21 protein-coding genes and 3 pseudogenes are annotated in these 20,911 nt (G+C 41.1%); 14 read left to right on the top strand and 10 right to left on the bottom strand.

Going from position 1 to position 20,911, the window contains the following annotated elements; genetic code table 11:
• Positions 1 to 43: 43 nt before the first annotated feature.
• Positions 44 to 589, bottom strand: coding sequence for a GNAT family N-acetyltransferase (locus tag L4C37_RS04620; protein ID WP_137373675.1), 546 nt, complete (start codon positions 587 to 589; stop codon positions 44 to 46).
• Between the two features lie 219 nt (positions 590 to 808).
• Between L4C37_RS04620 and L4C37_RS04615 the strand changes: the two genes are divergently transcribed.
• The 7 genes from L4C37_RS04615 (at position 809) to L4C37_RS04585 (ending at position 8,144) form a co-directional block, all read left to right on the top strand.
• Entirely contained in the window at positions 809 to 2,086 is a 1,278-nt protein-coding gene (locus L4C37_RS04615; protein ID WP_137373676.1) for an HD-GYP domain-containing protein, read from the top strand.
• Between the two features lie 530 nt (positions 2,087 to 2,616).
• Complete coding sequence (locus L4C37_RS04610; protein ID WP_137373677.1) at positions 2,617 to 4,014, top strand: tryptophanase; 1,398 nt, start codon at positions 2,617 to 2,619, stop codon at positions 4,012 to 4,014.
• 1,214 nt (positions 4,015 to 5,228) lie between these two features.
• On the top strand, positions 5,229 to 5,576 hold the full coding sequence (locus L4C37_RS04605) for a hypothetical protein (protein ID WP_429768006.1): 348 nt from the start codon (positions 5,229 to 5,231) through the stop codon (positions 5,574 to 5,576).
• On the top strand, positions 5,567 to 6,268 hold the full coding sequence (locus L4C37_RS04600) for a hypothetical protein (protein WP_429768005.1): 702 nt from the start codon (positions 5,567 to 5,569) through the stop codon (positions 6,266 to 6,268). The genes L4C37_RS04605 and L4C37_RS04600 overlap by 10 nt, the downstream gene beginning before the upstream one ends.
• 62 nt (positions 6,269 to 6,330) lie before the next feature.
• On the top strand, positions 6,331 to 7,200 hold the full coding sequence (locus tag L4C37_RS04595; RefSeq protein WP_429768004.1) for a viperin family antiviral radical SAM protein: 870 nt from the start codon (positions 6,331 to 6,333) through the stop codon (positions 7,198 to 7,200).
• A complete protein-coding gene (locus tag L4C37_RS04590; protein WP_429768003.1) occupies positions 7,169 to 7,495 on the top strand; it encodes a ParE family toxin-like protein in 327 nt (108 codons plus the stop codon). The genes L4C37_RS04595 and L4C37_RS04590 overlap by 32 nt, the downstream gene beginning before the upstream one ends.
• 43 nt (positions 7,496 to 7,538) lie before the next feature.
• Entirely contained in the window at positions 7,539 to 8,144 is a 606-nt protein-coding gene (locus L4C37_RS04585; RefSeq protein WP_429768002.1) for a deoxynucleoside kinase, read from the top strand.
• A gap of 133 nt (positions 8,145 to 8,277) precedes the next feature.
• Here the strand turns inward: L4C37_RS04585 and L4C37_RS04580 are convergent.
• From L4C37_RS04580 to L4C37_RS04560, 5 genes and pseudogenes are all read right to left on the bottom strand, one after another.
• Positions 8,278 to 8,595 (bottom strand): annotated as a pseudogene (locus L4C37_RS04580) (IS5/IS1182 family transposase); the annotation flags it as partial.
• A 37-nt stretch (positions 8,596 to 8,632) separates the two neighbouring features.
• Positions 8,633 to 9,019 (bottom strand): annotated as a pseudogene (locus L4C37_RS04575) (oxidoreductase); the annotation flags it as partial.
• A 10-nt stretch (positions 9,020 to 9,029) separates the two neighbouring features.
• Positions 9,030 to 9,659 (bottom strand): GrxB family glutaredoxin, encoded by a 630-nt coding sequence (locus L4C37_RS04570; RefSeq protein ID WP_429768001.1) that lies wholly within the window; start codon positions 9,657 to 9,659, stop codon positions 9,030 to 9,032.
• A gap of 79 nt (positions 9,660 to 9,738) precedes the next feature.
• A complete protein-coding gene (locus tag L4C37_RS04565) occupies positions 9,739 to 10,926 on the bottom strand; it encodes an MFS transporter (RefSeq protein WP_429768000.1) in 1,188 nt (395 codons plus the stop codon).
• A gap of 99 nt (positions 10,927 to 11,025) precedes the next feature.
• Positions 11,026 to 11,694 (bottom strand): SDR family oxidoreductase, encoded by a 669-nt coding sequence (locus tag L4C37_RS04560; RefSeq protein ID WP_273296213.1) that lies wholly within the window; start codon positions 11,692 to 11,694, stop codon positions 11,026 to 11,028.
• Between the two features lie 121 nt (positions 11,695 to 11,815).
• On the opposite strand from L4C37_RS04560, the gene L4C37_RS04555 reads away from it, so the two are divergent.
• A complete protein-coding gene (locus L4C37_RS04555) occupies positions 11,816 to 12,721 on the top strand; it encodes a LysR family transcriptional regulator (RefSeq protein ID WP_137373683.1) in 906 nt (301 codons plus the stop codon).
• 118 nt (positions 12,722 to 12,839) lie between these two features.
• A pseudogene (locus L4C37_RS04550) lies at positions 12,840 to 12,926 on the top strand (integrase); the annotation flags it as partial.
• A gap of 175 nt (positions 12,927 to 13,101) precedes the next feature.
• On the opposite strand, the gene L4C37_RS04545 reads toward L4C37_RS04550, so the two are convergent.
• Positions 13,102 to 13,650, bottom strand: a complete 549-nt coding sequence (locus L4C37_RS04545; protein ID WP_429767999.1) for a sugar O-acetyltransferase — start codon at positions 13,648 to 13,650, stop codon at positions 13,102 to 13,104.
• A 325-nt stretch (positions 13,651 to 13,975) separates the two neighbouring features.
• Complete coding sequence (locus L4C37_RS04540; protein WP_171735609.1) at positions 13,976 to 14,179, bottom strand: pyrophosphatase; 204 nt, start codon at positions 14,177 to 14,179, stop codon at positions 13,976 to 13,978.
• A gap of 413 nt (positions 14,180 to 14,592) precedes the next feature.
• On the opposite strand from L4C37_RS04540, the gene L4C37_RS04535 reads away from it, so the two are divergent.
• From L4C37_RS04535 to L4C37_RS04520, 4 genes are all read left to right on the top strand, one after another.
• Positions 14,593 to 14,898, top strand: a complete 306-nt coding sequence (locus L4C37_RS04535; protein WP_137373686.1) for a hypothetical protein — start codon at positions 14,593 to 14,595, stop codon at positions 14,896 to 14,898.
• Between the two features lie 173 nt (positions 14,899 to 15,071).
• A complete protein-coding gene (locus tag L4C37_RS04530) occupies positions 15,072 to 16,538 on the top strand; it encodes a coniferyl aldehyde dehydrogenase (RefSeq protein WP_429767998.1) in 1,467 nt (488 codons plus the stop codon).
• 310 nt (positions 16,539 to 16,848) lie between these two features.
• Complete coding sequence (locus L4C37_RS04525; protein WP_257217114.1) at positions 16,849 to 16,983, top strand: hypothetical protein; 135 nt, start codon at positions 16,849 to 16,851, stop codon at positions 16,981 to 16,983.
• Positions 16,984 to 17,001: 18 nt separating this feature from the next.
• Complete coding sequence (locus L4C37_RS04520; RefSeq protein ID WP_137373688.1) at positions 17,002 to 18,210, top strand: NupC/NupG family nucleoside CNT transporter; 1,209 nt, start codon at positions 17,002 to 17,004, stop codon at positions 18,208 to 18,210.
• Positions 18,211 to 18,305: 95 nt separating this feature from the next.
• Here the strand turns inward: L4C37_RS04520 and L4C37_RS04515 are convergent, their stop codons facing one another.
• Positions 18,306 to 19,112, bottom strand: a complete 807-nt coding sequence (locus tag L4C37_RS04515) for an EAL domain-containing protein (RefSeq protein ID WP_429767997.1) — start codon at positions 19,110 to 19,112, stop codon at positions 18,306 to 18,308.
• Between the two features lie 77 nt (positions 19,113 to 19,189).
• Positions 19,190 to 20,359, bottom strand: coding sequence for a PTS transporter subunit EIIC (locus L4C37_RS04510; protein ID WP_429767996.1), 1,170 nt, complete (start codon positions 20,357 to 20,359; stop codon positions 19,190 to 19,192).
• A 234-nt stretch (positions 20,360 to 20,593) separates the two neighbouring features.
• On the opposite strand from L4C37_RS04510, the gene L4C37_RS04505 reads away from it, so the two are divergent.
• Positions 20,594 to 20,860 carry a hypothetical protein gene (locus tag L4C37_RS04505; protein ID WP_137373689.1) on the top strand — a complete coding sequence of 89 codons (267 nt, stop codon included), beginning with the start codon at positions 20,594 to 20,596 and terminating at the stop codon, positions 20,858 to 20,860.
• Positions 20,861 to 20,911: the final 51 nt, after the last annotated feature.

The following is a 20,911-nucleotide window of genomic DNA, read 5'->3' as shown; positions in this document are numbered from 1 at the left end:
ATCGCTTTCAGAGCTCGTCTTCACAATACCTTGATGAGGTGGGTTAGCTGTATTTACTATTAATACGTAATAGCCCATATATAGCATGATCAATGACCCGACCATTTAAGTTCTCATTACGAGTAATGATCCCTTCCAGTTCAAACCCTAATCGTTCGCACACTTTACGGCTAGGTATATTGCCCACTGCCGCGGAAATTTCAATCTTCTCCATATCAAGTTCATTAAACCCAATATCAATAAGTTTTTGCACAACTCGGGTAATAATACCTTTTCCTTGTTCTGCTTGAGACACCCAGTATCCAATTGTAGCTTTTTTAGTGTCGTGGTTAATGCTGTTGAAACTGCAGTTCCCGACTAGTTTTCCATTTAAAACAATGGCGCAAGTCATGCTTTTTCCCTCGGCATAATCATTTAAGCTACGTTGTACGAATATTCTGAAATCTTGTTCGCTTTGACAATGAGGCGGCCACGCAAGCCATTGTGCTAAATACTCATTTTGAGATTGAGATATTTCAGCATAAAGGGGAGCGAAGCTTTCTTGGACTAAAGCAATGGAGAGTTCCTCATCAATATCAATTTTAAACATAGCTATCCTTATGGAAAATTAGTTGCGTATAAAACAGATTAATGTTGCTCATTGGTGCTGTACAGGAAAACTTAACCCTATTTTGTGGCACGTAGATCACGTTATACGCAACCAATATCACTAAATGATAAAAACCTTAGTATTTATATGTCTATTTATACCTATTTTGGATTAGTATTCGTGTGTCATATATAAAGCGTTAAAAACTAGGTTGAAGAAATGGATTTGTGTTGCGAAGAAGTGACTGTAGATTTAAGGCGGGCACTACTAGGCATTGCGAGAGCACTGGATAATGTGGGGTTTGAAAGTAAAAATCATGGGCAAAGAGTGGGCTATATTGCTTATCGATGCGCACAAAGTGTTGGTTGGGAAGAAGAACAAGCACAGTTGGCATTTTCGCTTGGGTTGATTCATGACTGTGGCATTACCCAGATGGATGAACATCGAAGTTTGTTGACGAGCTTAGTGCCAGAGGGCACCCACCATCATTGTCAAAAAGGGCACGAAATATTAAAAGAATGCCCAGTACTTTCTATCTTTGCCAAACCCGTTTTATATCATCATACAGCATGGGAAGAGCTGCAATTTTTACCAATGGGTATGCTTGAGAAAGAGTTAGCTGCAATTATCATGTTAGCTGATCGAGTAGACTATCTATATGGTGAAACATCCTCAGATCGCTTTGGTAATCTCACGCCGGCAGGTAAAGCGAGCATTATTGAATGTTTAACCGATTCTGCAGGCACATTGTTTGAGAGTAATTTAGTTCAGCACATGTGTGAATTGGTCGATAATGATGACTTTTGGTTTTCGATGGATATTTCATACATTGAGATTATGAGCAGTAAGTTTTCAGCCGTTCCATTCTTTTCTCAAAAAATGACGCTTGATGAGACCATTGCATTTGGTGAGTTTATTGCAAAGCTGGTAGACGCAAAAAGCGCATTTACTTTCCAGCATTCATTAAAGGTGGGGCAGTTAACGGAATACCTCGCCAAGAAACTTGGGTATTCGCAAACAACTCAGAGAAAGTTGTATTTGGCTGGCTTAGTTCATGATATTGGAAAACTACAAACGCCAAGAGATGTACTGCATAAGCCAGGTTCTCTTACCGATGAAGAGTTTTGTTGCATTAAACGGCACGCTACTGATACGCGCTTTTCACTGCAAGAGCTGTTTCACTCGCCACAAATTTGTGAGTGGGCATCTAACCATCATGAACGTTTAGATGGGTCAGGCTACCCATTAGGAAAAACTGCTGAGCAGTTGGATCAGCCAAGCCGAATTGTTGCGGTAGTGGACGTGTTTCAAGCCTTGAGCCAGTCGCGACCATACCGTGATGGAATGAGTCTTGAACAAACCATGGCGATAATGTCTGATTTAGTTAGCAGTAATAAGTTAGACAAAGTTGTTTTCTCATGCCTTAGAAAACATGCGCAATACTGCTTTGATTTATCGACAGATAGAGTGTCGATGACAGTTTGCAAGGCACTATAAAGACAAGTCGTATTTGGATGAAAAGTCGGTGTTTGCTTGAGTAGGCATTTACTATTGGGAGATAGCTACTTAAGAAGACAGCGACCATAAAATAGCCATGTGTCACAGTCATGCATCATGGAATTCAGCTATAGTAAGTTAATAAGTTAATAAGTTAATAAGTTAATAAGTTAATAAGTTAATAAGTGAGTAGCAGTTAGATTGGTTTCGAACCGCATAATGTGCTTTCACGGTTATTGTTAATATCAGAATCATTCATCAAGGAGGAGGATAACGCTATGAGCCAATTAGATCAGCTCGACAGCACGTTAGTGTTGTCACCTTGGTATAACCTTGACTACTGCCTCTCGTTACTCAGTAAAGCCACAGATTAATTTCCTTAGTGCACCCGCACTTATAGCGCTATTTCAATGAGTTAATAGTTTTCATCATTTAACTCGAATTGAATTTCGCCACTAGAAAAATTAAGCAATAAATTAATTCACTATGCCTGAACTCAGGCGGCTTAGATCTATCTAAAGGAAATTAAGATGAAACGCATTCCAGAACCTTTTCGCATCAAAATGGTAGAACCAATTAAAATGACCACACTTGCTGATCGCGAAATTGCATTAGCAGAAGCAGGGCTCAACCCTTTCTTATTACGCAGTGATGATGTCTATATTGATCTATTGACGGATTCCGGTACCGGCGCCATGAGTGACAATCAATGGGCAGGGATCATGATGGGAGATGAGTCTTACGCAGGCAGCCGTAACTATTACAACCTATGTGACGCCGTTAAACACTTCTTTGGTTATAACCTAACAGTGCCCGCTCACCAAGGGCGTGGAGCCGAGCAAATTCTGTTTCCGTGCTTGATTGAAAGAATGAGAAATGTTCGTGGCGGTGAAACACCAGTCTTCATTTCGAACTACCACTTTGACACCACAGCCGGCCATATTGAACTTAATGGCGGTAAAGCGATCAATGTCGTGACAGAAGAGGCATTTGATACCACGACCCCATATGACTGGAAAGGTAACTTTGATCTAGAGAAGCTGGAAGCAACCATAGAACAACATGGTTCTCATAACATTGCGGGCATTATTACTACCATTACATGTAACAGCTCTGGTGGGCAGCCGGTTTCAATGGCGAATATGCGAGCAGTTTATGAGATTGCGACTAAGCACGATATTCCTGTTGTGATTGATTCTGCACGTTATTGTGAGAATGCTTACTTTATTAAACAGCGTGAAGAGGCGTATAAAAATAGCTCGATTTTAGAGATCATCCGCGAAATGTATCAGTATGGCGACATGTTGACGATGTCGGCTAAAAAAGACCCTATGGTGAATATTGGTGGCTTATGCTGCATTCGAGATCACCAAGAATTGTTCCAAGCAGTAAGAACGCGTTGTGTGCCAATGGAAGGTTTCGTGACCTATGGCGGAATGGCAGGTCGAGATATGGAAGCACTGGCGAGAGGTTTGTATGAAGGGGCAGATGAAGACTTTTTACATTACAGAATTAGTCAGGTTGAGTATTTAGGCGATAGGCTACACCAAGCGGGCATTCCAATTCAGTACCCAACTGGTGGACACGCAGTATTTGTGGATGCTGCGAAGATTCTGCCACATATTCCGGCAGAGCAATTCCCTGCTCAAGTACTGTGTAATGCACTTTATTTAGAAGCGGGGATCCGCGCTGTGGAAATTGGATCACTGTTGCTCGGGCGAGATCCTGAAACGGGTGAACAAAAAGCCTCTGAATTAGAGTTGATGCGACTCACGATTCCGCGCCGAGTGTATACCAACGATCACATGGACTACATTGCGGATGCGATTATTGAGCTTCGAGACAGAGCTCATGAGTTAGTGGGTTTAACCTTTGAATATGAGCCGGAAGTGCTGCGTCATTTCACCGCTCGCTTTACTTCGCTATAGTTAACAACCCTAAAATTTGTAACTTTAGCCGCCACTTGATGTGGCGGCTTCATTATTAATGCGTATGAAGCTTCAAAGAGTATTTCTTCTTGGTTTACTACCGGAAGGCAATATAGTTTGTCAGATCCAATAAATTCTGATCATTAACAATAAAAATTTGCTATGAATCCCTAAAGGTATAGCACTCATTATGATGGTTAATATCTAAGTTCATCTGGGTAAACTGAAAGCAAGCATAGTTCTTATATCCATCAAATAGTGGCGATGATGCCAAACTCATTTTTGCCCCAAAACGTTCCAGACTTTGAGTTTTGTAAACTGGACGAGAGCATTGTTCCGTAGATATTTAGATCTCACATTACTAAATGGAAATAGCTTCGACGAGCATACTTTCCTCGTACCTCCATTTGAAGGCTAGAAATGGAGCAGTGGAAAATGATTTATCACCTAATTTTACGGATTGGTATGACTCGTTGTATCCATGATATCAATCCTTAGTACGCAATAGTTGACCGCTTTTACGCCACTTCAGTCAAAAAAGGATGCAGATAATTTTTGATGCAGATGTGACTTAATTGGTCCGTTACTATACGGAAGAACTTGAGGCGAATTGTTTTAATTTTCCATGTGACGTAGCAAAACCAAACTCAAACTATTGAAAATTAGGGTAAGTTGTATATTTTCACCTAATCGTAAAATATGCAACTAACTACGTAGGCTAATTATATGCAAAACAAAATTACAATTGCCTCAAAAATTTGGCAAGGAATTAAGCTGTTTTTTAAATGGCTTTGGCTAATTACAATGTTCATATTAGGGTGCTTAATTTTTCTAGGAATGCCTTTCACTATATTTGAATACTCGTTTTCCTTCTTCGAGGTGGACTTGATGGAAACCGCCATGATCGTATTCATATTGGTATTCACCTACTACTACATAAAACTATGTAAGAGAAATAAAGTCGCTTTGGTTCGAAAAATTATGACCCCCTTTGTGCACCAAGGTCATATGCTTCTGCTTTTTTGTTCGGTCAGCTTGGTTTCAACGTTAGCTTTTGACTTGGATCTTAATAGCACTAGTACTCTACCAATGGGTGAAATTATGAGGAACTTTTTATTGGCGGGAACACTTTTGTATAGTTATTACAGAATAGATGTAGTTGGTACCCAATCACAGAGCCCTATTGTAGAAACAAACATGGAAGGAGTAACAGAATGAAGCCTATCCAATACTTAGGTTGCATTATTATTTTGTTCTCTCCTTACAGTCATGGATCTATCCATTCAGACGCTAAGGCGGGTAGTGCAGAGTTTTTAATTTCGGCATGTCAAGAGTATGTCGAGCTATATAATAAAAAGGACGACCCTCGTTTGGGTGCTTTTTTCTCTACTTCTAAAGAAGAGAGCTTTCGCGCAGGCTATTGCTTAGGGGCGATTTTTAATACAAATGACGGATGTTCTTTTATAAATTCGACTTTTAAGATAGCGCAGGCTATTGCGACGGTAGGGCGAATTCAAGGCTACTCTGAATCGGACGTAATAGAAAAAGCCACATGTTACTAAAGACCACGAATGAGGCAGTAAAAGAGCTGTTTGGAGTTGAAGGAAGCGAACCACTTCGTTCCAAGGCAAACAGTTACCTACGCAATAAGGTTATACCTCCTAGTGCGGTGATTGAAGAAGGCTTTAGTGATAAGAGTATGGGTAAACGTGGTAAAAAGCGACTTAATTCCCAAGCGATAAATAGCCTATTTAACGCGTTGGTATTAGATGCATTTTTTAACGAGCCTAAAATTGTCAAAGCTATGTTTGATGACCAAAAATCACGTACTACTCATGGAATTTTGTGTGAGGAAATCTTGCTCAAGGCACAGTCTGTGGCAGCTAAATCTCAACTGACAATCGTCGCGCAGCAGTTTTTAGATCAGCTTCTAGATACTTCATTTAATATGCAGGAACGGCGCTTGGCGTGTCCATTTGACTCTCAGCGCTTGCCGCAAATGGATATGGCGTATCAAAACACAGGGTTGCTGTTTCACTTGCTTAGGTCACAGAGGCTCTCACTTTCTTGGAAAGATAAAATCTTACTAAGCTGGTTAGAGCAAGACCTATTTACTACAGTCAAACTGGTAGACCAAGTAGAGCCTTCCTTGGTCGAAGACGATGTAATGTTAAAAGAGATCGTTCGCAAGGTTCGTTTGGAGTACAAACAAGCAAAAAGTTTCCAATCGCTACTAAATGGTCTTCCTGAATAAAAAAAGCTTTTTTGTGCACTGCACAAACTGACACTAATCCTGTAACCAAAAGGAGTAGTGTTATGACACCAGTTCATCAATTAGTAATCAATTACCACATCACCGAAAAATGCAACTACGACTGCCACTATTGCTATGCTAAGTGGGAGAAAACTAACGAGTTGCATCATAACCTTAACGATATGAAGCAGGTCTTAGACAACCTTGCTGCTTATTTCTTATCACAAAATCCAATTCAGAAAAAGCTTAAGTATCAGAGTGTAAGGCTCAACTTTGCAGGAGGGGAGCCGTTACTACTGAAACAACGATTTTTTGATGCTTTAGATCATGCAATCGTACTTGGTTTCGACGTTTCCTTAATTACTAACGGACATTTAATTACGGATGAGTTCATAGCTGAACATATTCATAAGTTGCAGTTGTTGGGAATTAGCTACGACTCTGAAGACAGCGTCAGCCAGCGTAATATTGGGCGAGGTACACCTTCTGGTAAAAACCTGACATCCACACGATTAAAGTCAATTTTTCAACAAATAAAACAACTTTCCCCAAACACTGAACTCAAGATTAATACTGTAATCAATCAATATAATACAGAAGAGAACCTCTCAAATTTAATCGCTGAACTTCAGCCAAATAAATGGAAGGTTCTTCGAGTACTTCCTGTATTTGAGCAAATCAAGACCATAAGCGATCAACAGTTTGAGCGCTTTGTTGAACGTCATCAGTCGGTCGCGCAGTTTATGTCTGTTGAGAACAATAGCTCGATGACAAATTCTTATCTAATGCTAAGCCCCGATGGATCTTTTTTCCAAAATGGTAATGGAGATCAAGGCTATTTCAAGAGTCGGTCTTTGCTGACAACCCCAGTTGAGATTGCACTTGCAGAAACAGGATTCGATGCTGAAAAGTTCGCTTTACGTTACTCCTGAGGTTGGTGAAATGGAACGTTACAAAGTCATTGTTCAAGACAAAGTCATCGTTGAGTTAATCGTTACAAAGGCGCCAATAAAAATAATTTCAAAAGTGAAGAACTTGATCGTTAGGGTCGTAAAAAACGATATCGTGAATGGAATGTATCCCAAAGTGCTTAAGCGAGATAGGCGCTGGATGAGTTACAGGGTAAATAGAAAATATAGGATTGTGGTTTTGAGAAAATCGTGTCGTGTTGGTCCCTATTATTGTTTCAATCATACTGAGTTCGACCACTGGATAAATAACCATTAACACAATTAAATACTAAACAAAGTACATACTAGGAAAGCAGAAAATGAACAATTTTATCGTATTTGAAGGGCTAGACGCCTGTGGGAAATCTACGTTGAGCCAAATGTATGGCAAAGATACAAACACTGTTGTGCATGCTGCTGTGGTTAATGAAGCTGATGACCTTAAAGAAATCATTGATGCATATGAGTCAAAAGAGAGCGCCTTTCTTTTCTTTATGCTAAACAACTTTTTGAAGAGTAATGAAGTTGCCAATACGCTCAGTACGGAAGGTGTGATATTAGACAGGTATATATTTTCAACTCTAGCATATCAGACCATTCTACTTGGTGAAGATACGGTTAAAGGTGTGTTTGGTGCACTAGACGTAGCAAATAAAATTTTACTCCCTGATGTTATCGTCTTTGTTAAGGCTGACAAAAAGACAATTGATGACAGAATAGAGCGCCGTGGTGGAAAGTTGCAATGGTATGGAGATAAAGTTACCCAAAAGCACTCTGTGGAAACAGCGTACCAAACAATTTTTAAATGGTTTGATACGCCTATTGTAGAAATTGACACCTCTGACAAGACAGGACTGACTGTGGAAGATAATTATCAACATATGAAAGGGTTGATAGCTAACGCACTTAAAGAAGAAGTCGCTTAATGGTCATCAATGGCTTCACAATCAGATATGACCGATTGCTCTACATAGATTTTTTCCAAAGTTTGCTAGAGACTGATAAATATTTATTGTTACGTCTACTAGGGCGTGTTGATCTTTGCTGAACATTTCATGTTCAGAAATATATCGGTACGCACATAAGCACGAATGTCAGCGATAACATGCTGGCATCATTCCATTCTAGCTTGCCGTATTTACTTAAGATAGCATTGACAATGCCTAATTTTTGCAAAGGTATTTCGACCAAATGACGATAGTTGAGTTGTATAAACACCAGTCCATACTGATTTTGTTTATATCTTATCCGTAATTTCGTTTAGCAATTACCATTTTTCCGTCACGTTACTTAACAGAACAACGGAGCACATCCTTGATCACAAACGATGGTATTAACTTCATCGAGTTGCTCAACAAAACTTTCGGCATGCACTAGTCTTGTTGATAGTAATGCACCTTAAAATGATTAGACTTTGGCTTTCTACTGGTTTTAGTGCTGATGGGGCAATAGGTTGTTCGCCTTTTTGGAATGTCGGGTGTGATACACGACCGACATGCCACAACTGACAAAACATAGCTGCGCCTTGCTCTTTTGCTGCTTGAGTGACTGCTTTCCAGCCTGCCACTTGCTCATCAGTGTAGACGCCTGGTGTAAATGAGTAACCCTGCGAATCATCTGAAATCTGGGTAGCTTCAGAGATAATCAAGCCTGAGGTTGCGCGCTGTTTGTAGTAAGTTGCCATCATTTGGTTTGGAATATTCCCCGGCTGGCTAGTGCGTGCTCGGGTCATTGGTGCCATGACTACACGGTTTTGTAGATTCAGTTGTTTCAGCTGGGCTGGTTCAAATAGTTTGCTCATGATCGGTTCCTTATTTAAGTAGCGGTACTTGGGTTTTGTTGCTTACAGATTCCATCCAATTTTTCACGGTGTTGTCCCATTGGATTTCTGCGGCACTGAAAAACCCGCGCAAAACAGAAAATAAGATCGCTTCGTCTACCAAAGTTACATGCTGGTAGGAATCGACATTCAACACGTTTTTCGCACGTTTGATAAGCGCTTCTACCTCTTTGGCAATGTTTGGTGTGTCTTGCAGAAGTGCATCAAAATTGAGTGCGTCAGTTTCCTTTTTTGCGCGCCAAGCTTGTTGTGCAGACTGAGTGGCAAACTCTGGCAAATCCATGTTTGACCAACGTGGGTAACCCACTTTTTGTAATGGAAGGAACGCGATTTTTTGCCAATCCAGCACTGGTTGCGACGGTTGGCTTGTTTCACTTGATGTTGCCAGTTCAAGGAAGTAAGCGATGATCTCTAGACTTTCTGCCATCACGTCATCGTTGTCTTTGATAAGAAGTGGCACTTGCTTGGTTCCAATCAGGTCCGTTGTGGTTTTGTCATCGTCATAAGTGATATTGATGACGTCGAGTTGGATGTTCAGCATGCCAGCAACATAGCGGACGCGAGCACTGAATGGGCAATGTTCGTAAATGTAGAGTTTCATAGTGTTTTCCTATTGATTTGTATTGGGTAGCCCCGATTGTTCGGGAGGCGTTAAGTCAGGACTACCAGTAGGGATGAAATTAGTTGTTGAAACTTGGCGCTAACTCGGTTTGTCTGCTTTCTTTGCGGTTCGCCTTGGCGATGAATAGCAAACCAATCAGTGGAACAATGCTGGCTGAGTAAGGGATCATGCCTGCGCCCATTTGGCTATCGAGCACCATGCCACCTAAGAAACCGCCAAAGGCATTAGCTAAGTTGAACGCCGAGATGTTTGCCGTCGCTGCTAATTCCTGACCTTCACCACTGTGGTTCATTACTCGAAGTTGCATTGCTGGTACGTTAGCGAATGACGCAATACCAAATACAAAGGCGGTGGCAATGAACAGCACTTTGCTTTCTACAGTGATTCCGACCAGTACGAGTGACACAATCATCGCGATAGCCCAGAACATAGATGCTTTTTGTAGGTTTTTATCCGATGAACGACCACCCATGGTGTTACCAACAATCAGACCGACGCCAACGATAACCAGAATCCAAGTTACGGCACTTTCACCAAAACCCGTGATGTGCATGGCGATAGGGGCGATGTAGCCATACAGAGTCATGAACCCCGACCAAGCAAATACGGTGATCGCTAAGCTGATAAGTAGCATTGGGTTTTTGAACGCGGCCAACTGTGCTTTTATATCTTTTGCTTCGGCATGACCGGTGGATTTGACCACTGAAGTGATAAAGAACAGAGCCACTAAACCAAAAGCGGCAACGGCCAAGAAAGTGGTGTGCCAGCCAAATTGCAAGCCAATCCAGGTACCGCCAGGCACACCTAAAACGTTAGCCAGCGTTAAGCCCGCGAACATCTGTCCGACCGCACGACCTGCCATTTTTTCTGAAACCAAATTGGTTGCTACCACGGCACCGATGCCGTAGAAAGGACCTTGAACCAAGCCCGTGATCACTCGGCTGACCATCAATACAAAGTAGTTCGGCGCGAAAGCGGACAATATGTTACCGAGAATAAACAGCACCATTAGCCCAGCCAGTACGGCTTTCTTGTTAAAGCGCGCTAAGTAAATCGTAAGTAGCGGACCGCCAAACACAATGGCAAGTGCGTAGGCACTGATTAGGTAACCCGCTTGCCCTTCCGTGATGGACAAAGAGTTGGCGACTTCAGGAAGGATTCCTGCAATAACAAATTCTGCGGTGCCGATAGCAAAAGCTGCAAGTGATAAGATCCATACCTGCAGCGGCATTTTTTCTTTATTCATGAGGGAGTCTCTTTTTTTATTTCGTTTGAACCCATTGGTGCCACGTTTTTTTATTGCTCTGGCACCTAGTTTTATTTGCTGTTAGCCAAGCGTGTGTTGCTAGCCAAGCAGTGCGCCACCATCGACATCTATTACGGCGCCGGTCATGTAGCTGTTTTCAATCAGAAGTCGGTAAGCTTTTGCAACATCACTGGCTTTGCCAACCTTGCCCACCGGCAAGCTATTTTTTGTGCGTTGGTACATGGCATTTCTGTCGTCTTCGTTCATGCCTTGATACGCGTCAGTTTTAGTCAAACCTGGGCTGACCGCATTCACTCTGATCGGAGCCAATTCTTTCGCCAGTACTTTTGTGGTTGCTTCAACGGCAGCGTTGATCGCGGTTTTTACGTAGGTGTTAGCAACAACTTTGCGCGATAACATGCCGGAAGTTAGCGTGATTGAGCCGCCTTTCTTGATGTAGCGAGCTCCATGTTTAGCCACGTTAATGGTGCCCCAAAATTTGGTATCAAAAGCGTATTTTGCTTGGGAAACTTCCACGTCCACCACTTTGCCTGCCGGAGCATAAGAACCTGCTGTGACGATCAGGTGGTCAAAAGCACCAATGGTTTCGAAGTAGTGGTAAACCGATTGTTCATCGCTGATGTCCAACCCTGTTTTGCGGCTTGCTACATGGACAACCGCATTGTCGCTTGCAAGTTGTTGGCTAAGCTCTGCACCAATACCTGATGTGCCACCCAGTACGACGTAAACGATTTTCTCTGTTTTCATGATTTGTTTCTCTAATCTTGTTTCGATGTGGTCAGTATATTGGTTGGAAGAAATTTGATAATTGGGTAATATTTGAATTGATTATTCGGTTCAGGTGAATAATGAAGTTTGAGGAGGGAATGTGGACAAGTTTTCGGATATGACGCTGTTTGTCAGTATAGTGAAGAACCAAGGGTTGGCGGCGGCTGGTAGAGAACTCGGCTTATCGCCAGCAACAGTAACGGCAAGATTACAGTCGCTGGAAGATCGTTATGGGGTGAAATTACTTAATCGCAGTACAAGGCATATCTCACTGACGGACTCTGGTGCTATGTACCATCAGGCATGCTTGGAAATCATCGACAGCGTAAAAGAGACGGAAAACTTACTCCAAACTGGCACCAAAGAAGTGCGCGGCACACTTAAAATCTCGGCTCCTCGTGATATTGGTAAGCAATACATTTCGCCAATACTGTCGGAATTTAGTCAGCTCTATCCCGATGTGATCCCTTATCTGTATTTGAACGATAACTTATCCAACTTGGCTGATTCCGGTTTGGATATCGTTATCCGATATGGGGAGCTAGCCGACAGCAATCTTATCTCTCGTAAACTGGCGTCTAGTCGCCGAGTGCTTTGTGCTTCTCCTCAGTATTTGGCAAAGAAAGGCACGCCAATCACGCCACAAGATTTAGTACAGCACGATTGTTTAGCCATGGTTCGCAGCAATGAAGAGTTGAAAACATGGCACTTTCAAGATGATGAGCAACACAATGTTGTTACTGTCGTACCGAAACGGTTTTCTGATGATGGCGAAGTGATTCGTCAATGGGCGTTAGATGGGGCGGGTATTGCGTTGAAATCGATTCTCGATGTGCAAGAAGACATCAAACATCAGCGTCTAGTGACGGTGTTAAATGGCTATATGAAGAACTTCAACGCATCGACCTCTTCTGCGGGCGCAGATTTGAACGTGATTTACCTGAGCCGCCAGTATCAACCCAAGCGACTTCGTTTGTTCCTGGACTTCTTGATTGAACGATTTTAGCTAGGTTAAGTTGAAACTCTAAGAAACTTTTGTCCATAGCCGTTTCAATTCTTCCTGAACCCTACTAAATGTGACTGCCGAACTTCATCTTGACCAACAAAATTGAGAGTAGGTCATCATGAGAAAGCTATCTTCTGGAAAGTGCAGCGGCATCAAAAGACCATTTAAGCTTGAAGAGATCTGGCGAATCAGTATTAGGCTGCAAAACTTGGTTTGAATGCTGAGTAGCGCCTATACAGGCTTTTCTTCTCTTCTGAGAAGCCTGTGCCCCTTTACAAGTCAGTGTCACGTTAACCTATTAATAAATGATCTGAATTCGTGAATTCAAAAGAGAAAACCAAGGACAGCACCTTGGTTTTCGTTGAGTTACCTTACGCAGTTTAATCAATGCGACGGATTAGTTTGGCAGGTGTACCACCATATAAGCAATCTGGAGGAACATCAGTGTTCACAACTGAGCCCGCTGCAATTACGGAGCGAGCACCGATAGTAACCCCTTGGTTAATTACAACGTTCCCACCAATCCACACATCATCTTCGATACTTATTGGTTTGCATATGGTTGCCCACTGACGGCGCTTTAGGTGATTTAAAGAATGACTTGCTGTGTAGAGCTGAGTATTTGGTCCAATTAATACGTTGTCTCCAATGATGATCTTTGCTCCATCTAACATTGTGACATTCATATTGATGAAGCTACTCTTGCCAATAGAAATGGTTTTGCCTATTTCACAATGAAATGGAGAGCGAATAATGCTAGTGGCAGATATTTCTCCCATCAACTGCACTAGAACTTTCTGGCGATGAGACTCAACAATGGTTTGGTTGAGTTCAAGTAAGAGCCTTGAGGTGTTATCACGAATGTCATTTATTGCTTGATCGCCGCCATCATAGTCTTCACCAGCCATCATCTTTTCAAATTCAGTCATAATCTTCCTATGTATATAATCGATGGTTCTTGTTTGGTTTTGGAATAATTTAGCGGAATAAACGTTCCAATAGAAATGAAATCTAGGCGATTGTGATTTGCGGAAATGGAATAACTTCTTTGGAGTGGAACTAAGTACCTTGTATTATCAACCTAAAACGTTGTTGTCCAGAAACGTTTTTAAAATTGATCAAACTCTATTGTCCTCCGATAACAATGGCTAGTTATAGAGCGAGCATAGGGTCAGGTAGAGTTTAAAAGTAGGTAGCGGTTAGGGGGGAATTGGTGATCTTAATTACACATCCCTGTGTAACGTATTCTGAATGTTAGCTGGCTTTAAAGCGCTTCATAAATTGACTAAAGCGTGGAATCAGGCTTTGCACAGTCGGCGCATCGGGAATCTCATTTACAAAAATCATAAAGCGCTGTGCTTTACTTTTATCACCTTGAGCAGTCCCTGCTAGTATTGCTTGAGCTAAAATTACATGCTCAGCGGTAACGTCCTTATTCGAAAATTCGTGAATCAACATAGAAAATCCTAATAAGTATAAATACGGATGTAATAATACAATATATTGATGTTTATATCGATAGCTTATGGCATTCATCAATGTCAGATTTGTGTAAAAGCAAGACCGTGATGTGCACAATCAATACTGGACAGTGAGCTTAGTGACTTTCCATACTTATGCTAATTCGTGATTTGTTAATACTTGGTTCTCCGAAGCTCATTTCTGTCTGTCCAAAAGCGAGCTAGAGACTAAACAGTCTTTAATGCCCGCGACACCTGCTTATTATTTTCTAAATCTACATCGTAATTTTCATCTCACTAAATCCTACTTTTTCTAAGCTCTCCAAGTGTATTTATGCTGCTTACAAGGCGTTACATTTCTACTGCTTAATCGCAGTTACAATGCGCAAAACAGAAATAAGGAAGTGTGTTGTGAAAAAGCTTGTGTCTATAGCGCTGTTACTGAGTGTATTTCTAGGTGGGTTAGTCGGTTGTATTGATGATGACGCATCAGAATCGTTTGATTTAAGTACATTGATTGATGGTCAAACAAGAATAGCGGCAGTTGAGAAAGTTTTAGGGACGCCAAAGCAAATAGAAGACAGGCGAGATGGCGTATTTACCTACTATTACGAATCTTCAGAATTTTGGGTAGCCTTAACTTTTCACAATGGTGTTTTGCTTTTTAAAGAGCAAGCTAAGAATGATGGGATGTATGAGTTTGTACGAGTGATGTAAGAGCATTTATCGCAAGAATATTGATCGTACTTAAAAGTCATATGTTTTTAACAGCTTGATTCATGGTTGGGCTTCAAAACATAATACGGCTTCACAAATTCTCAGGTGAAATTTGAAGCCGGTTCGGAGGTAGGTTATATGAATAGGGTCAATATTCATTAAGTGGACTTCCAATGAATGCTCAATATTCTGAAACAACTGAGTTAAGTTTACCGGCACTTCGTCAGATATTTTCCAATCTAAAATTAGCGTATGAGGCTGAACCTTATAGCCTAATTACTGATCGCATGGTTCGGTTGAACACGTTAAAAACTCGTTTGCTTGAGTCTGAAACATTATTGGTTGAAGCACTAAAGCAAGATTATGGATATCGTAGTGAATTTGACTCGACCATTTGCGACTTAATGCCTGCCATTCACCATATTAATTACACGCTTAAAAAGTTGCCTAAGTGGGCTAAACCTCAGCGCCGAGCAGCAGGAATAATGCTACTTCCATCTAAAGTCGCAGTTCATTATCAGCCTCTCGGTGTTATAGGGATCATGGTGCCATGGAATTTCCCAATTGTGTTGAGCATTGCCCCTATCGCAACCGCGCTTGCTTCAGGTAACCGAATGATGGTGAAACTGAGCGAAAATACCCCTCACACCAATAAAGTTCTAACTCAGATTTTGGCTGAATTCGAAGACCACATTCAATGTGTAGAAGGAGAGGCAGAAATTTCATCACATTTTAGTGCTTTGCCTTTTGATCATATTTTATTTACGGGCTCCACTGCTGTTGGCAAATTAGTCGCAAAAGCAGCCGCAGAAAATCTTACTCCTATCACTTTAGAGCTTGGTGGGAAATCACCGGTTATTATTGCCCCTGATGCCGATCTGAAAAAAGCTGTTGATGCGATATTAGTTGGTAAATCCATAAATGCTGGGCAGATATGCATCGCTCCTGATTATGTGATGTTGCCGAAAGGGAAAGAGACCCAGTTTGTTGATTTGTACTTGAAACGATTCCAGAAGATCTACATCAAGAAGAGCAAAGTGAAAGGGGTTAGTCATATCATCAATGAGAGACAACACCAGCGATTGCTGAATATGGTTGAAGATGCCACTGCACAAGGTGCTAAGTTACATACGATTGATAGACAAAATATCACCATCGAGGGGGCGAATGAGAGTGCCGCTGATGAACTTAGTAAAAGCCGGTTAATGCTGCCTCACTTACTGACTCAAACAACAGATCAAATGCTAGCCATGAAAGAAGAGATTTTTGGTCCTATCTTGCCGGTAATGGTTTATGACAAGTTGGAAGAATGCACTCAATACATTAACCAAAGGCCACGACCTTTGGCGTTGTACCTTATGACTAATGATCCAAACATTAAGCGTGATATTTTAGATAAAACGCATAGCGGCTCAGTAGGAATTAATGAAACGTTACTGCAAATATCAGCAGACGACGCGCCATTTGGTGGTGTCGGTCAATCGGGTATTGGTCGATACCATGGATTTGAAGGTTTCCAAACATTCTCTCATGCAAAAACGGTGCTTTGGAGCTCAAATTGGTTGCCAAGATCTCGAATTATGATGAGGCATCAAGGTATGTTACTCAAAGCATTAAAGCGCCTATTTTTATCTAAATAAAAGTAAGAAATCGTTAAAAAGCCTACGTATAACGTAGGCTTTTTTTATTTATGATCTGATGGTGAGGTGTAAAGTCGTCCTTTAAATGACAACAAATGATATCGATTTCATTTTAATTTTAATGATTATGCCTAATAAATAATCGCGCGAACGTTTGCCTGAAAAAATGTGATGAAAGTCTCGTTTATCTATTTATACTTCTCTTCCGGTTTTAAGCCGAAGCTTAGCCAATACAAGCCGTCACATGGATTTGTGAATGACCCCAAGGACTGGACCAGCTACGTTCCACTGCTTGTATAAGGTGATCTACATGAAAAATCCATTGCTACATTTCCTATCGCTGTTATCTACACAGCCGCTACTTACGCAATCTCGCAGCTTTCTGCTTGCGATCCTTTGTCCTGTTCCTTTGCTGTCATTTGCTTGGCACTTATTCACTCTTTAAGGATTCTTAGGACACAATATGAATATTTTATTTGGTTTTGTTGGCGTTCTTGCGCTGATGGCTTGCGCATACCTATTATCTGAAAGTCGTTCCGCGATTAACTGGAAAACAGTCAGCCGAGCTTTCTTATTGCAAGTTTGCTTCGCAGCATTAGTGCTTTATTTCCCTTGGGGTCAAATTGCATTAACCAGTTTAAGCAGCGGTGTTTCAAGTTTACTTGGCTTTGCGGATGCTGGTATTGCTTTCTTATTCGGTGGCTTAGCGACAGAAGGCTTTATTTTCGCAGTTCGTGTTCTGCCAATCATCATCTTTTTCAGTGCATTAATCTCAGCTCTGTATTACTTAGGCATCATGCAAAAAGTGATTCAAGTATTAGGTGGTGCAGTTCAAAAATTGCTAGGCACAAGTAAAGCAGAATCTTTGGTTGCGACAGGTAATATTTTCCTTTCTCAAGGTGAGTCACCTCTACTTATTCGCCCATTCTTAAAAAGCATGACTCGCTCTGAATTGTTCGCTGTGATGGCGGGTGGTATGGCTTCTGTTGCTGGTAGTGTGCTTGGCGGCTATGCAGGATTAGGGGTTGAACTTAAATACCTTATTGCGGCAAGTTTTATGGCTGCGCCTGGTAGTTTGCTTATGGCAAAAATCATTGTTCCAGAAACCGGAACGCCAAGTGATTACGAGCACATTGAGTTAGATAAAGCTGATCAAAGCAATGTAATTGACGCACTAGCGAGTGGTGCAATGAATGGTATGAAGGTGGCTGTAGCCGTTGGTACTATGTTGATTGCCTTTGTGAGTGTGATTGCAATGGTGAACACGGGTCTTGAAAGTTTAGGTGAAGTGTTTGGTTTTGCTGGCATTACACTGCAAGCGATTTTCGGTTACCTATTCTCACCTTTAGCATGGCTGATAGGCATTCCGGCAGATGAAGTACTTATGGCTGGTTCTTATATTGGTCAGAAAATCGTGATGAATGAGTTTGTAGCCTTCATTGATTTTGTGGAAAACAAAGCCTTACTTTCTGAGCACAGCCAAGTGATCATCACATTTGCATTATGTGGTTTTGCAAACATTGGTTCTATTGCGATTCAATTAGGATCTATTGGTGTGATTGCACCTGAGCGACGTGCTGAAGTGGCAAACCTAGGTTTGAAAGCCGTAGCTGCGGGTACATTAGCTAACTTAATGAGTGCTTGTTTAGCGGGTATTTTCTTCCTTTTATAAGCTTAGAAAAAAGGGCATACATTCTGGTATGCCCTTTTTATTACTTTGGATTTTAATTGAATAAGATTTTTACTAATTAGAACGTTAGTTGCCTATTAACTTGCTGCCAATGAGCTCGATGTCGAATATAAGTTCAGTTCTATGATTTTTTCAAAAGGCATTGGCTTATAAAAGTAAAAACCTTGAATGAGGCTGATGTTTTGTTTTGAAATGAACTCAAGTTCTTCTTTCTCTTCAACGCCTTCAACCACCACCGTTGCCCCACCAACTTGTACCAATTGGCTGGTTAGTTTAAACAGTTCTTTGCCTTTATCACTGGATAGGTTGAGTACAAATGAACGATCAATTTTTACTTTATCGAATTCAAATTTAGATAAATAACCAAGTGATGAAAAACCTGCACCAAAGTCATCCAGCGCAACGGAAATACCAGAGGCTCTAAGTTCATCCACCGTTTGCTTGGTTTTATTCTCATCTTTGACCAGTACATCTTCTGTTATTTCAAGCTCTACCTGGTGAGTTTGTAGGGCGCTGCTATCCACTAACTTACGCATGCTACTTGCAAAATTGTCTATTAACAAAGTGTCAGATGAAACGTTAATGGAGACTTTGAAATTCTCAGAATCCGCAAAAGGAGTTACCTCGTGTAAGGCTGTTTCAATCACCCACAAATCGAGATCTTGCATAATACCTAAGCTGGCAAAACTGGATAGGAAATAGGGAGGAGTGATTTTTCCATCGTAGCCTTTGTGCCTAATGAGCACCTCTAACCCAACGACTTGCTGGTGAGTAATATCGTATTGCGGTTGATAGAATAGCGTAAATTCACCGCTTTCTTGTAACTCATTCAAGCATTTTTGTGCTGAGATATTGTTTGAGAGGTGAGGGATGAATGTATTCATGGACTGGCCTTTTGATACATCATCATTATTAAAAAACTCTTTCGAAGCTGAGTTGGTGAAGATATGACGAGTTCGCCCTAGATTTTCATATTTCCTAAAAATGGGAAATAGATCAGTACGCCAATACCAATAATGAGTGCTTGTAAAATAGCGCCGTTTATTGAATTCCCAGTACCTACGTATCCACTGATTAAAGGGGGAGTCATCCAGCTCATCACTTCTGATATTGGCGGAACAAAACCAAGGCTGGTGGCGAAATATGCGATCATTAAGCTGAGTACAGGAATGGTTAAAAATGGGATGATCAAAATGGGGTTAAACATGATCGGTAAGCCATAAATAACGGGTTCATTGATATTAAATAGACTCAGTATTAGAACGGCACACCCCAGTTTTTTGTAACTGTCATTGCGTGAGAACAGTATCATGCACATGACTAAAGATAAGGTATTTCCAGCACCACCTAACCCCGCATAAAAATCATAGAAGTTACTGGTTAGTATAGGTAATGGCGTCCCAAGTGTTTGGTGCTGCTCTACCAAATGCATGCTCATGTGGTAGATTTCGCTCTTGTAAGAAGCCAGTACTATGTGTCCGTTTACACCAATCGCCCAAAATAGGTTTCGAGCCAATTCATACACAATACCATCCAGCAGTGAATGTGGATCTAAGTGTGGGAAGTAGCTGGCAAGAACCACATCTTCAAAGATGATATGTCTGAGTATGTAACTGATTGTCGAGAACGAAAAGACTAATACAGAGCAAGATAGGATCATCTCAATGGATTTTTCGACCACATTTGGCAGCTCTATTTTTTGGCGTTTTCGTTTTTGTTTAGTGAGTTTTAAACAGAAACAGATAGCCATAGGCAGCAAGATGGCTAATGGATAGTTCGTTGGAATAACCGTGCCGACTTTCAGTAGCTCCCATTGATAGCTGACAATAAAGTAGATTACGATCGAGGGGGTGATTAATGAGATCCTTTCCAGCTTATGCATAGAAGCTAAAAACTGGGAATAGTAGACAATCAATAATATAGGAAACAGCTGCCATACAAGGGTACTAATGCTGTACAGGCGTTGTGAAAACTCATGTAACTCAAAATAAGACGTGGCATTGCCAAGTAGCATGCAAAATGCAGAAATTAAAGATACGGGCAGGAGCATTATGAAAACATTACAGACTCCGTTGATATACGGGTTATCTGAAATAAGGGAAACGGCTCTTGCTAATGAATGCTTAAACATTATTATTGGTCGTAAAATAGGCTTATGTGCGCGCATTATAGGTATGACATTCTCTATAAGCTACAATAATGTGAATTTTTTTTAATTTTTTTGGATGCACTTCGTTACAAAATCGAAATGCTGCTTATTTGTCATCATAGTGGGTCTTCACCAGGTGATGTATACTGTTAAAAGTGTCATTATTTGTTATTGCTAATAAAGCATTATTTCCAAGTTATGGATTAGGTTAACGTTATGAACTTCAAAATTATTTTCGGTATCGCTGCGGTCTTGTGTGGGTTGTTTAGCGCATCCTATATCATCGTTGGTGGCTCACACTTTCCAATGTCACAGTGGCCACAAGAAGCATTTCAAGGATTAATCTTTACCATTGTCTGGGGTTTTGGCGTGTCTTCGTTTGTCGCCACCGCATTCACTTTATTAATATTTTTTACGATAGGTGTTGTGAGTTACGCTATCGGCTATAAATTGGCGAGTTTTATTCCGGGGCAAGAAGACTAGTCACTATCCGATGTAACCCGTTAGTAAGTAGTAAGTGGAGCTCAGCAGTCT

The organism is Vibrio kagoshimensis, assembly GCF_050337535.1.
Lineage (GTDB): Bacteria > Pseudomonadota > Gammaproteobacteria > Enterobacterales > Vibrionaceae > Vibrio > Vibrio gallaecicus.
Note: the sequence above shows the minus strand (reverse complement) of the source record. Positions and strands in the feature narration are given on the sequence as shown.